A 14,213-nucleotide genomic window follows, 5' to 3' on the forward strand; every position below is an offset into this window, starting at 1 on the left:
GACCGCCCCCCGCCCGCTATGAAAGCCGCTGAAATCCGCGAGAAATTCCTCAAGTTCTTCGAATCGAAGGGCCATACGATCGTCCGTTCGTCGAGCCTCGTGCCCGGCAACGACCCGACACTGCTCTTCACCAATTCGGGGATGGTGCAGTTCAAAGATGTGTTCCTCGGCGCGGAATCGCGTCCGTATTCGCGGGCCACGACCGCGCAGCGCAGCGTGCGCGCCGGCGGCAAGCACAACGACCTCGAGAACGTCGGCTACACCGCGCGTCACCACACGTTCTTCGAGATGCTCGGTAACTTCTCGTTCGGCGACTACTTCAAGCGCGACGCGATCCACTACGCGTGGGAACTGCTGACCGGCGTCTACCAGCTGCCCAAAGACAAGCTCTGGGTCACCGTCTACCAAGAAGACGACGAAGCGCACGACATCTGGGCGAAGGAAGTGGGCGTGCCGGTCGAGCGCATCGTCCGCATCGGCGATAACAAGGGCGCGCGCTACGCATCGGACAACTTCTGGCAGATGGCCGACACCGGCCCGTGCGGCCCGTGCTCGGAAATCTTCTACGACCACGGCCCGGACGTGTGGGGCGGGCCGCCGGGATCGCCCGAGGAAGACGGCGATCGCTACATCGAAATCTGGAACCTCGTGTTCATGCAGTTCAACCGCGACGCGCAGGGCAACATGACGCCGCTGCCGAAGCAATGCGTGGACACCGGCATGGGCCTCGAGCGCATCGCCGCGGTGCTGCAGCACGTGCACAGCAACTACGAGATCGACCTGTTCCAGGCGCTCATTCAAGCCGCTGGCCGCGAAACCGGCGTGACCGATCTGGGCAACAACTCGCTGAAGGTGATCGCCGATCACATCCGCGCGTGCTCGTTCCTGATCGTCGACGGCGTGATTCCGGGCAACGAAGGCCGCGGCTACGTGCTGCGCCGTATCGTGCGCCGCGCGATCCGCCACGGCTACAAGCTCGGCAAGAAGGGTTCGTTCTTCCATCGCCTCGTCGCCGACCTCGTCGCGCAGATGGGCGACGCTTACCCTGAACTGAAGCAGGCCGAGCAGCGCGTGACCGACGTGCTGCGTCAGGAAGAAGAGCGCTTCTTCGAGACGATCGAACACGGCATGTCGATTCTCGAAGCCGCTTTGGCCGATCTCGACGCCGCAGGTGGCAAAACCAGCGGCAAGACGCTCGACGGCGAACTCGCGTTCAAGCTGCACGACACCTACGGCTTCCCGCTCGACCTGACCGCGGACGTCTGCCGCGAGCGCGAAGTGACGGTCGACGAATCCGCGTTCGACGACGCGATGGCGCGTCAGCGCGAGCAGGCTCGCGCGGCGGGCAAGTTCAAGATGGCGCAGGGCCTCGAATACTCGGGCGCGAAGACCACCTTCCACGGCTACGAAGAAATCGTCTTCGACGACGCAAAGGTCGTCGCGCTGTACGTCGATGGCGCGTCGGTGCAGCAGGCGCAGGCCGGCCAGCAGGCGGTCGTCGTGCTCGATCACACGCCGTTCTACGCGGAGTCGGGCGGCCAGGTCGGCGACCAGGGGGTGCTCGCGAACGCCAGCACGCGCTTTGCGGTCGTCGATACGCTGAAGGTTCAGGCCGACGTGGTCGGCCACCACGGCACGCTCGAGCAGGGCACGCTGAAGCTCGGCGACATCGTCAAGGCCGAAATCGACGCGGTGCGCCGCGCCCGCACGGCGCGCAACCACTCGGCCACGCACCTGATGCACAAGGCGTTGCGCGAAGTGCTCGGTTCGCACGTGCAGCAGAAGGGCTCGCTCGTCGACGCCGACAAGACCCGCTTCGACTTCGCCCACAACGCGCCGATGACGGACGAGCAGATCCGCCGCGTCGAGGAAATCGTCAACGCCGAAGTGCTGGCGAACGCGCCCGGCATCGTGCGTGTGATGTCGTACGACGAGGCGGTGAAGGGCGGCGCAATGGCGCTGTTCGGCGAAAAGTACGGCGACGAAGTGCGCGTGCTCGACCTCGGCTTCTCGCGTGAGTTGTGCGGCGGTACGCACGTGAATCGCTCGGGCGACATCGGTTTCTTCAAGATCGTGATGGAAGGCGGCGTCGCGGCCGGTATCCGTCGCGTCGAAGCGATCACGGGCGACAACGCGGTGCGCTACGTGCAGGAGCTCGAAGCGCGCGTCAACGCGGCCGCGGCCGCGCTGAAGGCACAACCGGCGGAACTCACGCAGCGCATCGGCCAGGTGCAAGACCAGGTGAAGGCGCTCGAGAAGGAACTGGGCGCGCTGAAGTCGAAGATGGCGTCGAGCCAGGGCGACGAACTCGCGGGCCAGGCGATCGAAATCGGCGGCGTGCATGTGCTCGCGGCGACGCTCGAAGGCGCGGACGTGAAGACGCTGCGCGAAACGGTCGACAAGCTCAAGGACAAGCTGAAGAGCGCGGCGATCGTGCTCGCGTCGGTGGAAGGCGGCAAGGTCAGCCTGATCGCGGGTGTGACCGCCGACGCCAGCAAGAAGGTCAAGGCGGGCGAACTGGTCAACTTCGTGGCCCAGCAGGTGGGCGGCAAGGGCGGCGGCCGTCCGGACATGGCGCAGGCCGGCGGTACCGAGCCGGCCAACCTGCCGGCGGCGCTCGCGGGCGTCAAGGGCTGGGTCGAAGGGCAGCTTTGATTCTGATGGTCGCTTTTGCTGAAGCCGACCGGGTTGCGTCGAACCTGGTCGGCGGGGCGGATTCAACGATCAGACCACATTCGCATCCGCGGACGCCACCGCATCCACCTCGGCTGTCCCTTCCTGCGACGCCACCAGCGTGCGTCGCAGCGCATTGAGCGCCGACGAAAAATGCCCGCGTCGCCACACCAGCAGCGTGTCGATCATGCCGATATCGGGCAATTCGTGCACCGCGATATTGCTCGTGTCGGTCTGCAGATCGAGCACCGAGCGCGGTGCGACCGCGACGCCCGCTCCGGCCGCCACGCACGCGACGATCGCGTGATACGAGCCGAGCTCCAGCACCCGTTGCGGCCGCGTGCCGTGCTCCAGATACCACTTCTCGATATACGCGCGATAAGCGCAGCCCCGCTCGAACGCGATCAGCGTCGATAGCGCGATGTCGCGCACTTCGCGGATCGGCCGATGACCGCGCGGCGTCAGCATCACGAGTTCCTCGCGGAAGATCGGCACGGTCTCGAACAGATCGCCGAGCGTGGCCGGATCGAGCGGCGTCGCGACCAGCGCCGCATCGACCTCGAACTCGCGCACCCGCTCGATCAGCCTGCCGGTCGTGCCGGTCTCGAGTTCCAGTTCGACGGCCGGCCATTGCTGGTGATATTGCGCGAGCAGGCCCGGTAGACGCGTCGCCGCGACGCTTTCCATCGTGCCGAGACGCAGACGCCCGCTCGGACGATCCTCGCGCACCGCGTGCCGCGCCTCGTCGGCGAGCGCGAGCAGCCGTTCCGCGTAGGGCAGCAGCGTCTCGCCGGCCGGCGTCAGCACGAGGCGGCGGCCGTCGCGGATGAATAGCTCGGTGCCGAGCTGTTCCTCGAGCTGCTTGATGCGCGTGGTTACGTTCGATTGCACGCGATTGAGCTTCGCCGCGGCGCGCGTCACGCCGTTTTCGCGCACAACCGCGCGAAAAATGGTCAGAGCGGCCAGATCCATGATTCTCTCCGGGCGATGGATAACATCATAATTATTCATTTTTCGTGATTCAAAGGTCAAGCTAGTATGAATTCATACCATCGCCGTTTGACCGTCCGATCATGAACGATCTCGCTTCCCACGCGTACCCGCGCTTCCACGAGCCGCACGCCGCCCGGCGCGCGGCGCTCGCCTGCATGGTCACGTTGGCCGTCGCGCTCGGTATCGGGCGCTTCGCATTCACGCCGCTGCTGCCGCTGATGCTGCACGGCGCCGCGCTCGGCCAGCCGCAGATCGATATCCAGCATGGCGGCTGGCTCGCGTCGTTCAATTACGCCGGCTATTTCGCCGGCGCGATGACGTGCGCGGCGCTGCGGGTCGAGCCCGCGCGCATGGTGCGCGTCGGACTCGCCGCGACCGTGCTGCTGACGCTCGCGATGGGCGTCACCGGCCAGTTCTGGGTGTGGGCGCTGGTGCGCTTCGTTGCCGGCGCGGTCAGCGCATGGACCTTCGTGTTCGCGTCGCAGTGGGGCTTGCGGCGGCTCGCCGAACTCGGCGCGCAGGCGTGGAGCGGCGTCATCTATACGGGGCCGGGCGTGGGCATCGTCGGCACCGGCTTGCTGGTCAGCGTCGCGGGCGGCTATGGCGCGGTGGTCGGATGGATCGGCTTTGCGGTGATCGGCGCGGTGCTGTCGGTGCTGGTGTGGCCGGTGTTTGGCGAAGCGCGGCGTGCGGGAACGGCGAAGCCTGCCGCTGCAAGCTCCGCAACCGCAAAGCCCGCCACCGGATCGCGCGCCAGCGCAAACCAGCCGCCTCGTACGGCCGGCATTCAGACGAGCCATGCCGTCCACCGTACCGACGCGTTCTGGCTGGTCCTGCTCTACGGTATCCCGGGCTTCGGCTACATCATCACCGCGACCTTTTTGCCGGTCATCGCGCGCCACGCGTTGCCGGGCTCGGCGTGGCCGGACCTGTTCTGGCCGATGTTCGGTGCGGCGCTGATCGTCGGCGCGTTGCTCGCCGCGCGTTTGCCCGTTCATTGGGACAACCGCGCGCTGCTCGCGGGCTCGTATGTGCTGCAGGCGCTCGGCATCGCGCTGGGCATCGTATGGCCGACGGCGGGCGGGTTCTCGCTCGGCAGCATCCTGATCGGCCTGCCGTTCACCGCGATCACGCTATTCGCGATGCGCGAGGCGCGGCGTCTGCGCGGCGACGACGCGGCCGGGCTGATGGGTTATGCGACGGCGGCCTATGGCATCGGTCAGATCGCGGGTCCGTTGGTGGCCGCGCCGATTGCCGCGCACACGGGGTCGTTTTCGCTGGCGCTGTGGCTCGCCGCGGGCGCGCTGCTGGCGGGGGCGGCGGGCCTGATCGCAGTGACGCGCGTGCCGCGTGGCCCGCGCCGTGGCCGCATGCCGGATTGCGGTTGCAGCTAAGACGCGAAAACAAATCTCGCACGAGCGCACTAAAATGACCGCTTTCCGTCATTCCCTCGCGCCTGTCGCCGGGCGCGTCGCTCGACCATGCAACATTTCGCGTCCGACAACTACGCCGGCATCTGTCCCGAAGCGCTCGACGCGCTGATCGCCGCCAACAACAGCGGCCACGAGCCGGCCTACGGCGACGACTCCTGGACCAACCAGGTCTGCGACCGTCTGCGCGACCTGTTTCAGACCGATTGCGAAGTGTTCTTCGTGTTCAACGGCACGGCGGCCAATTCGCTCGCGCTCGCGTCGCTGTGCCAGTCGTACCACTCGGTGATTTGCCACGAACTCGCGCACATCGAGACCGACGAATGCGGCGGTCCCGAGTTCTTTTCGGGCGGCTCGAAACTGCTGACGGCGCCGGGCATCGCCGGCAAGCTCACGCCCGATGCGATCGAGTCCATCGTCACGCGGCGCGCCGATATCCACTATCCGAAGCCCAAGGTCGTCACGCTGACGCAGTCCACCGAGGTCGGCACCGTCTACAGCGTCGAGGAAGTGCGCGCCATCGCGGCGATCGCGAAGCGTCGTCATCTGAAGGTGCACATGGACGGCGCGCGCTTCGCGAACGCGGTCGCCGCGCTCGGCGTGCATCCGTCGGAAATCACGTGGCGCGCGGGCGTCGACGTGCTGTGTTTCGGCGGCACCAAGAACGGCTTGCCGGTCGGCGAGGCGGTGGTGTTCTTCGACCGCGCGCTCGCCGACGATTTCGCCTATCGGTTGAAGCAGGCGGGACAGCTCGCATCGAAGATGCGCTTCATCTCCGCGCCGTGGCTCGGCCTGCTCGACAACGACGTGTGGTTGCGCAATGCGCGTCACGCGAACGCGATGGCGCGTCTGCTGGAGACGCGGTTGCAGGAAATCCCCGGCGTGAGCATCATGTTTGCGAGCGAATCGAACGCGGTGTTCGCGCAGTTGCCGCCGCATGCCGCGAAGGCGATGCGCGCGCGCGGCTGGAAGTTCTACGAGTTCATCGGCGCGGGCGGTTGCCGGCTGATGTGCGCGTGGGACACGCAGCCCGACACGGTCGAGGGTTTCGCCGCCGACGTGCGCGGGCTGTGCGTCGCGTGATGGAAGACGCGTGAGCTTGCTGGAACCCGAGTTACCACCGGCGCCTCGATGCACCACTCGGCACACTCGCAAAGCCACCCAACTACGCCCCGCCAGACAACACGAAACAAAGAGACGTCCCCCCGCCATGACCGAGTACCGATTCTGTCCCCGCTGCGCGAAACCCCTGACCGAACGCGCCGACCCCGATCACGAGGGCGGCCGCGTCCGTCAGAGCTGTCCCGATACCGAGTGCGGCTACGTCCATTGGAATAACCCGCTGCCGGTCGTCGCGGCGATCGTCGAGTACGAGGGCAAGATCCTGCTTGCGCGCAATGCCGCGTGGCCCGAGGGCATGTTCGCGCTGATCACCGGCTTCCTTGAAAACGGCGAGACGCCGGAGCAGGGCATCGCGCGCGAAGTAATGGAGGAGACGTCGCTGCACGCCGGGTCGGTCGAGCTGATCGGCGTGTACGAATTCATCCGCAAGAACGAGCTGATCATCGCGTATCACGTAAAGGCGCATGGGACGATCGCGCTGTCGCCCGAGCTGCTCGAATACCGGCTCGTCGAGCCCGCGAAGCTGCGGCCGTGGCGCGCGGGCACCGGCCAGGCGCTCGGCGAATGGATGCGGCGACGCGGGTTGCCGTTCGAATTCGTCGAGCGGCCGGGGCAGTGAGGCGTTCGGCCCATCGAGCCGCAACATTCGCCAGCACACAGACGACGCAGAAATCACAGCCAACATGGAGACAGCCCACAACGCACGCGACACCACACGACTCGGCACATCCATCGACGCATCACCGAACCGATCATCCACGTCAACCGGCGGTCAATGAGCGCACGCTCAGGGAGAAAACGGCATGGCCTACATCTACTACCTGACCCATATTCATCTGGGCTACGACGCACTGTCGCAACTGCCGTCCGAGTGCACGCGCATCGGCATCGAGCGGCCTCTGGTGATCAGCGACAAAGGCGTCGTCGCGGCCGGCATCGCGCGGCAGGCACTCGACGCGCTGAAGCTCGGCGACGTGCCGCTGTTCGACGACACGCCGTCGAACCCGACCGAGGAAATGGTGCTCGCGGCCGCCCAGGTGTATCGCGACGAGCGCTGCGACGGGCTGATCGCGGTGGGCGGCGGTTCGTCGATCGATCTCGCGAAGGGCGTCGCGATCGCGGCCACGCATCCGGGGCCGCTCACGCAGTACGCGACGATCGAAGGCGGCAGCGCGAAGATCACCGACGCCGTCGCGCCGCTGATCGCGATTCCGACCACGGCCGGCACTGGCAGCGAAGTCGCGCGCGGCGCGATCGTGATTCTGAACGACGGCCGCAAGCTCGGCTTTCACTCGTGGAATCTGCTGCCGAAATCGGCGCTGTGCGATCCCGGTCTCACGCTCGGCCTGCCGCCGGGGCTGACCGCCGCGACCGGCATGGACGCGATCGCGCATTGCATCGAGACCTTCCTCGCGCCGGCCTTCAATCCGCCCGCCGACGGTATCGCGCTCGACGGCCTCGAACGCGCGTGGCACAGCATCGAGCGCGCGTGCGCGGACGGCCGCGATCGCGAGGCGCGCCTGAATATGATGAGCGCGTCGATGCAGGGCGGGATGGCGTTCCAGAAGGGCCTCGGCTGTGTGCACTCGCTGTCGCATCCGCTGGGCGGCCTGAAGGTGAACGGCCGCACGTCGCTGCATCACGGCACGCTGAACGCGGTCGTGCTGCCCGCGGTGCTGCGCTTCAACGAGCGCGCGCCGAGCGTGGTGGCCGAGCGTCGCTATGCGCGCATGCGTCGCGTGATGGGGGTGCCCGAGCATGCGGATCTCGCGCAGGCGCTGTTCGACATGACGGCGCGGCTTGGACTGCCGACCGGCCTCAGGCAAATGGGCGTCGACGAAAGCATGTTCGACAAGGTCGTGCAGGGCGCGCTGGTCGACCATTGTCATCGCACGAATCCGCGCGAGGCGAGCGCCGACGACTATCGCCGCATGCTGACCGAGTCGCTGTGATCCTCGCATCCACCCACCGCCACCTCCGATGAACAAACCCGCCCCCGCCGGCCGCGCCGCGTATCCGCATTTCCTGCCGATCACCACGCGCTGGATGGACAACGACGTCTACGGCCACGTGAACAACGTCGTCTACTACAGCTATTTCGACACCGTCGTGAACGAGTATCTGGTCCGCGCGCGCGTACTCGATTTCGAACACGGCACGACGATCGGGCTGGTCGTCGAGACGCAGTGCAACTACTTCGCGCCGCTCGTGTTTCCCGATCGCATCGAGGCGGGCTTGCGCGTCGCGCGGCTCGGCACGTCGAGCGTGCGCTACGAGGTGGGGCTATTTCGCGACGGCGACGCCGAGCCCGCCGCGCAAGGGCACTTCGTGCACGTCTACGTGGATCGCGCGACGCGCCGTCCCGTGAACCTGCCCGCCGAGCTGCGCGCGGCGCTCGAACCGTTGTGCGTCGTCGGGCCGGCGGACTAGACGCGTGCAGTCGTTCATCATCACTCTGCTCAACGGCCTGAGCTACGGGCTGTTGCTATTCATGCTGTCGGCCGGGCTGACGCTGATCTTCAGCATGCTCGGCGTGCTCAACTTCGCGCATGCGAGCTTCTATATGCTCGGCGCGTACGTCGGCTTTTCGGTGGCGTCGCGCGCCGGCTTCTGGAGCGCGCTGGTGGTTGCGCCGCTCCTCGTCGGGCTGCTCGGCGCGGCGCTCGAACGCTGGCTGCTGCGGCGCGTGCGCGGGCGCGGGCACGGGCATCTGCCCGAACTGCTGCTGACGTTCGGCGCCGCCTATCTGCTCGGCGAATTCGTCAAGCTCGGCTGGGGGCTCGGTCCGCTGTCGGCGAGGATTCCGGCGGTGCTCGACGGTCCGCTGTTCTCGCTGTACGGCGCGGTCTTCACGCGCTACCGCGCGTTCATGATGGCGGTGTCGCTCGCGATGCTCGCGGCGCTCGTCGCGATGCTGCGCGTGTCGAAGACTGGCTTGATCGTGCGCGCCGCGCTCACGCATGCGCAGGCCGTCGAAGCGCTCGGGCACGACGTGCCGCGCGTGTTCACCGGCGTGTTCGCGGCCGGCACCGCGCTCGCCGCACTGGCCGGCGTGATCGGCGCGCCGCTGTTCGTCATCGAGCCGGCGATGGCGGAGTCGCTCGGCTCGATCGTGTTCGTCGTGGTCGTGATCGGCGGGCTCGGGTCGCTGAGCGGGGCGCTCGTCGCGTCGCTGCTGGTGGGGTGCCTGCAAACGCTGGCGGTCGCGAGCGATCTGTCGTTGGGCGACGTGGTGTCGCTCGCCGGCGCGGTGCTGCCGCCCGAATGGGACGCGCTGACGCTCGCGCAACTGGCGCCGCTGCTGCCGTACCTGCTGCTCGTCGCGGTGCTGGCGACGAGGCCGCGCGGGCTGTTCGGACGGCGTGACGATCATGCGTAAGCGGAGCGGGTCGTCAAACGCGCTGGAAAGCGAGGTGCCGCCTCGCGGGGGCGGCCGTGCGCTCGCGCCGTGGCTCGCGCTCGTCGCCTTTCTGGCCGTACCGCCTTTCATCTGGCCGCACAGCTGGCTGCTCGGCTATCTCGCGCAAAGCGCGACGATGATCGTGTTCGCGCTGTCGTACAACCTGCTGCTCGGCGGGACCGGGCTGCTGTCGTTCGGGCACGCCGCTTATGCGGGGCTCGGCGCGTTGATCGCCGCGCGGGTGTTCAACGCGGGCGGCGTGCCGCTCGTGCTGCTGCCGTTGCTCGGCGGCATCGGCGGCGCGCTGTGCGGCGTGCTGTTCGGCTTCATCGCGACGCGCCGTGCCGGCACCGCATTCGCGATGATCACGCTCGGTCTCGGCGAGCTTGTCGTCGCGGCCGCGTGGACGCTGCCGGGCTGGTTCGGCGGCGAGGCGGGCGTCGCGATCGATCGCGCGAGCGGGCCAGCCCTCGGCGGCTGGAGCTTCGGTCCGGCGCGCGAGGCCTATGCGCTGATCGCGCTGTGGAGCGTCGTGGCCAGTGTCGCGATGTTCGCGCTGTCGCGCACACCGTTCATGCGGCTCGCGAACGCTGTGCGCGACAACCCGGCGCGCGCGGCGGCGATCGGCTGCTATCCGCGGCGGATTCGCTATGGCGTGATCGTGCTGTCGGCGTTTTTCGCGGGCGTCGCGGGCACGCTCGGGCTGATCAATATCGAGCTCGTATCGACTGAGAGCGTCGGCATGATGCGCTCGGGCGCGGTGCTGATCGCGACCGTGATCGGCGGCACGGCGGCGTTCTTCGGGCCGGTCGCGGGGGCGATCGTGCTGACGTTTTTCAGCGTGGTGGTCGCCAGTGTCACGCGGGCGTGGCTGTTCTATCTCGGACTGTTCTTCGTCGTCGTCGTGCTGGCCGCGCCGGATGGGCTCGCCGGCTTTGCCTCGCGGCAGACGGCGCGGATTGCCGCCAACGGCTGGCGACGTTGCCGTGCCGCGTATTGGTGGAGCGCGGCGGCGGGGTTGCTGTGGCTCGCGGCCATCGTGTTCGCGGTGCAGTGGGCCTATGCGGCGCAGTTCGGCGCGGACGAAGGTGCGGTTTCAGGTGGGTTGTTCGGCGCATGGTTCGGCGCCGGTGCAGGTGCGGGCGCTGGCGCGGGTACCGATGTCACCGTCGCGCCGCCGCTGTCGGCGCTTGCCGCCTCGCCGCTTCCTCTTGCGCTGGCGCTCGTTGCGCTCGCCGCTCTGGCCGCGCTGACCACGCGCCATGCGCTGCGCGCGCATGCGCGCCTCACGGCCCATGCACGCGCGGCACGATTCCCCGGAGCCGCACGATGATCCCCGCACTCGCGCTCCACGGCATCGAAAAGCGTTTCGGCTCGACGCAAATTCTGCGCGGCGTCGATCTCGCGATCGAGCCAGGCGAGCGGCACGCGCTGATCGGCCCGAACGGCGCGGGCAAGTCCACGCTGTTCAACCTGATCGGGGGCGGCGCGCGGCCGAGCGCGGGGCGTATCCACCTGTTCGGCGCGGACATCACGCGGCTCGCGCCGGCCGCGATCGCGCGCCGTGGCCTCGCGCGCAGCTTTCAGAGCACCAGCGTGTTCGCGCGGCTGTCCGTGTTCGACAACCTGCGCTGCGCGGCGCAGCTTGCCGAGCGCGATCGCACGCGCTGGTGGCAGCGTCTGACCGGCACGGCCGCGGTCGATGCGCGCGCGGCCGACGTGCTCGACGCGGTCGGCCTCGGCGCGCGCCGCGACGTCGCGGCCGGCACGCTCAGCTACGCGGAGCAGCGCGCGCTCGACCTCGGCATCGCGCTCGCGGGCGGCGCGCACACGCTGCTGCTCGACGAACCGACGGCGGGCATGAACCGCGCGGAAGCGGCACGCGCGATCGAGCTGATCCGCGACACCACCGCCGGCCGCACGCTGCTGATGGTCGAGCACGATATGGATGCGGTGTTCGCGATCGCCGATCGCATTTCGGTGCTGGTGCAAGGGCGCATCATCGCAAGTGGATCGCCGGCCGCGATTCGCGCCGACGCGGCGGTACGGGCCGCGTATCTGGGTGAACGCTTCGACGTCGGCTCAGGCGCGCGGGCGGGTGATGAACCGGACCACGGAGCAGGCCGATGAGCGCGCTGCTCGACATTTGCGACCTGAGTGCGTGGTACGGCGCGAGCCAGGCGTTGCACGGCGTCACGCTGAGCATCGAGCCCGGCGAAGTGGTCGCGCTGGTCGGCCGCAACGGCTCGGGCCGCTCGACGCTCGCACGCGCGATCATGGGCCTCGTGCGCTGCGAGGGCGAACTGCGTTTCGCGGGGCGTTCGCTCGCCGGTCGGCGCACGTTCGAGATCGCGCGGCTCGGGCTCGGCTATGTGGCCGAGCATCGCGACGTGTTCGCCGCGCTGAGCGTGCATGAAAACCTGCTGCTCGGCATTGCGCCGGCTGCCGCATCGCGTGCGCGCGGCCGCGCGCCGCGCTTCACGCTCGACGACGCGTACGCGCTTTTTCCCGTGCTCGCCGGGCGCAAGCGCACGCGCGCCGGCGCGCTGTCCGGCGGCGAGCAACAGATGCTCGCGCTCGCGCGGGCGCTGCTCGGAGATCCCGATCTGCTGTTGATCGACGAGCCCGGCGAAGGGCTCGCGAGTCTCGTGATGCAGCAGGTCGCCGCCTGTCTGCACGCGCTGCGCGAGCGTGGCGTCGCGATGTTGCTGATCGAGCAGCAGCTCGTGATCGCGCGGGACATCGCGTGCCGCGTCGCGGTGATGGGGCACGGCGAGATCGTGTTCGACGGCGCGCTGGCGTCGTTTATGTCGCGCGACGACGTGATGCGTGAATGGCTCGGGGTGGGCTGACGCGCGACTACGGACAAGTTAGTCAAGCATCCTTGTTGATGATCCATTCGTGCGCCGGATCGTTATGGAAATGCCAGACCCGCTGGCTGCCCGCCATCACGTTCAGATAATACGAGTCGTAGCCGTACGGCACGACGACCGGGTGATAGCCGCGCGGCACCATCACGACGTCGTGATCCTCGACGGCCATCGAGTCGTCGATATCGCGTGAGTCGGTGTACACGCGTTGGAATGCGAAGCCTTGCGGCGGATCGAGCCGGTGGTAATAGGTTTCTTCGAGCGAGCTTTCGAGCGGGATATTGTCGGTGTCGTGCTTGTGCGGCGGGTAGCTCGACGCGTGACCGCCCGGCGTTCTCACTTCGACCACCAGCAGCGATTCCGCCGGCTCGGTGTGCGGAAGAATGTCGCACACGTAACGCGTATTCAGCGACTTACCGCGCGTCGAGCGCTTCATCGACGCCGGCTCGATCAGCCGCGCCGGATACTCGCCCTTGGCCGGCGCGCTCGCGACACCGATCTCCGCGTCGCGGCATGCGCGCACCGTCGCGCGCACATTCGGCGGCACATACACCGCGTACGGCGCCGCGTCTTCGAACACGCTGTCGCGTGAGCCGAGCGAGCTCCACGTCGTGCCCGGCGTTTCGATATCGACCGCGCCGCTCAGCACGACGATGCACGCTTCACGCGCCGGCTCGAACACGTAGACGAGTTCGTTCGCGCCGAGCCGGTACGCGGCGAATCCCACATAGCGCCAGCAGGCCGACTGCGGCGTCACGCGCGCGATCGTCTGGCCTTCGCGCTCTGCCTTCACCAATAAGCTCATTCTGCCTCCTTGCCGAGCGGCGCATCGACGAGCGCCCGCAAAGTTCCATATCCCTTCTGCGCATAGTCGAACGGCGGCGCGACCACCGGGTCCTGCTCCGCCTCGACGACGAGCCAGCCGCAATAACCGTGCCGCTTCAACCGGTCGATCAGCGCCGGAAAATCGACCGCGCCGTCGCCGGGCACCGTGAACGCACCGGCGATCACCGCATCGAGAAAACTCCAGTTGCGATTGCGTGCGAGCTTCATCACGGCGGGGCGCACGTCCTTGCAGTGCACGTGGCAAACGCGCGCGATGTGTTGGTCGAGCACGGCCAACGGATCGCCGCCTGCCAACGTGATGTGCCCGGCGTCGAACAGCAGGCCGACCGCGTCGCTTGTGCGCGCCATCAACTGATCGACGTCGGCACGCGTTTCGACGTACGCGCCCATATGATGATGATAGGCGAGCCGCACGCCGCGACTCAGCGTATAACGCGCGAATTCATCGACGCGTGCCGCGTAGCCGGCCCATTGCGCGTCGCCGAAAAAGCGCGGCCGTTGATACAGCGGGCGCGGCGCGCCCTGGATCGAATCGGCGACTTCGCCATACACCATCACGGTCGCGCCGTTCCGCGCGAGCAACTCCAGATGCGGGCCGACCGCGTCGATTTCTTCGGCGACGCTGCGCCGGGCCAGTTGTCCCGAGTACCAGCCGGACACGAGCGCGAGGTCGTATTGCGCGAGCAGCGTTTTCAGCGCTTGCGGCTCGCGAGGAAACTTGTTGCCGAGTTCGAAGCCCTGATAGCCGATCTGGCGACCCTCGGTCAGCGCGACTTCGAGCGGCGTCTCGCCGCCGAGCGACGGCAGGTCGTCGTTCATCCACGACAGCGGGTTGATGCCGATGCGTACGTCGAAAGCAGTCATGCCGGAATCCTCATG

The 14,213-nt window shown here is 67.8% G+C and carries 13 protein-coding genes; 10 read left to right on the forward strand and 3 right to left on the reverse strand.

The genetic code is table 11. From position 1 onward, the window contains the following. Positions 1-18 precede the first annotated feature (18 nt). Positions 19-2,655, forward strand: a complete 2,637-nt coding sequence (gene alaS / locus OKW38_RS24470; protein WP_187628024.1) for an alanine--tRNA ligase — start codon at positions 19-21, stop codon at positions 2,653-2,655. A gap of 69 nt (positions 2,656-2,724) precedes the next feature. Here the strand turns inward: alaS and OKW38_RS24475 are convergent, their stop codons facing one another. After that, entirely contained in the window at positions 2,725-3,645 is a 921-nt protein-coding gene (locus OKW38_RS24475; RefSeq protein ID WP_187610861.1) for a LysR family transcriptional regulator, read from the reverse strand. Positions 3,646-3,746: 101 nt separating this feature from the next. On the opposite strand from OKW38_RS24475, the gene OKW38_RS24480 reads away from it, so the two are divergent. The 9 genes from OKW38_RS24480 to OKW38_RS24520 all read left to right on the forward strand — a co-directional run bounded on the left by OKW38_RS24480 (position 3,747) and on the right by OKW38_RS24520 (position 12,470). Continuing rightward, entirely contained in the window at positions 3,747-5,060 is a 1,314-nt protein-coding gene (locus OKW38_RS24480; RefSeq protein WP_090801067.1) for a YbfB/YjiJ family MFS transporter, read from the forward strand. A gap of 87 nt (positions 5,061-5,147) precedes the next feature. After that, complete coding sequence (locus OKW38_RS24485; RefSeq protein WP_429363374.1) at positions 5,148-6,179, forward strand: threonine aldolase family protein; 1,032 nt, start codon at positions 5,148-5,150, stop codon at positions 6,177-6,179. Between the two features lie 127 nt (positions 6,180-6,306). After that, entirely contained in the window at positions 6,307-6,837 is a 531-nt protein-coding gene (locus OKW38_RS24490) for an NUDIX domain-containing protein (RefSeq protein WP_090801064.1), read from the forward strand. A gap of 184 nt (positions 6,838-7,021) precedes the next feature. Further along, the gene (locus OKW38_RS24495; protein WP_090801060.1) at positions 7,022-8,170 is read left to right on the forward strand and encodes an iron-containing alcohol dehydrogenase; all 1,149 of its coding nucleotides are present in this window, start codon (positions 7,022-7,024) and stop codon (positions 8,168-8,170) included. Positions 8,171-8,198: 28 nt separating this feature from the next. Continuing rightward, a complete protein-coding gene (locus OKW38_RS24500) occupies positions 8,199-8,648 on the forward strand; it encodes an acyl-CoA thioesterase (protein ID WP_187610865.1) in 450 nt (149 codons plus the stop codon). A 4-nt stretch (positions 8,649-8,652) separates the two neighbouring features. Beyond that, positions 8,653-9,597, forward strand: a complete 945-nt coding sequence (locus OKW38_RS24505; RefSeq protein ID WP_429363376.1) for a branched-chain amino acid ABC transporter permease — start codon at positions 8,653-8,655, stop codon at positions 9,595-9,597. Then, positions 9,590-10,951, forward strand: coding sequence for a branched-chain amino acid ABC transporter permease (locus OKW38_RS24510; protein WP_429363378.1), 1,362 nt, complete (start codon positions 9,590-9,592; stop codon positions 10,949-10,951). The genes OKW38_RS24505 and OKW38_RS24510 overlap by 8 nt, the downstream gene beginning before the upstream one ends. After that, positions 10,948-11,748, forward strand: a complete 801-nt coding sequence (locus OKW38_RS24515; protein ID WP_187610867.1) for an ABC transporter ATP-binding protein — start codon at positions 10,948-10,950, stop codon at positions 11,746-11,748. Before OKW38_RS24510 ends, OKW38_RS24515 begins: the two co-directional genes overlap by 4 nt. Then, positions 11,745-12,470: an ABC transporter ATP-binding protein gene (locus OKW38_RS24520; protein WP_429363380.1), complete on the forward strand. Its 726-nt coding sequence runs from the start codon at positions 11,745-11,747 to the stop codon at positions 12,468-12,470. The genes OKW38_RS24515 and OKW38_RS24520 overlap by 4 nt, the downstream gene beginning before the upstream one ends. Before the next feature lie 22 nt (positions 12,471-12,492). Here the strand turns inward: OKW38_RS24520 and iolB are convergent, their stop codons facing one another. After that, positions 12,493-13,293, reverse strand: coding sequence for a 5-deoxy-glucuronate isomerase (gene iolB / locus OKW38_RS24525; RefSeq protein ID WP_429363382.1), 801 nt, complete (start codon positions 13,291-13,293; stop codon positions 12,493-12,495). After that, on the reverse strand, positions 13,290-14,198 hold the full coding sequence (iolE, locus tag OKW38_RS24530; protein ID WP_429363384.1) for a myo-inosose-2 dehydratase: 909 nt from the start codon (positions 14,196-14,198) through the stop codon (positions 13,290-13,292). The genes iolB and iolE overlap by 4 nt, the downstream gene beginning before the upstream one ends. Between the last annotated feature and the right edge of the window lie 15 nt (positions 14,199-14,213).

The sequence above is a fragment of the Paraburkholderia sp. MM5496-R1 genome (assembly GCF_050436205.1).
GTDB classification, from domain to species: domain Bacteria; phylum Pseudomonadota; class Gammaproteobacteria; order Burkholderiales; family Burkholderiaceae; genus Paraburkholderia; species Paraburkholderia tuberum.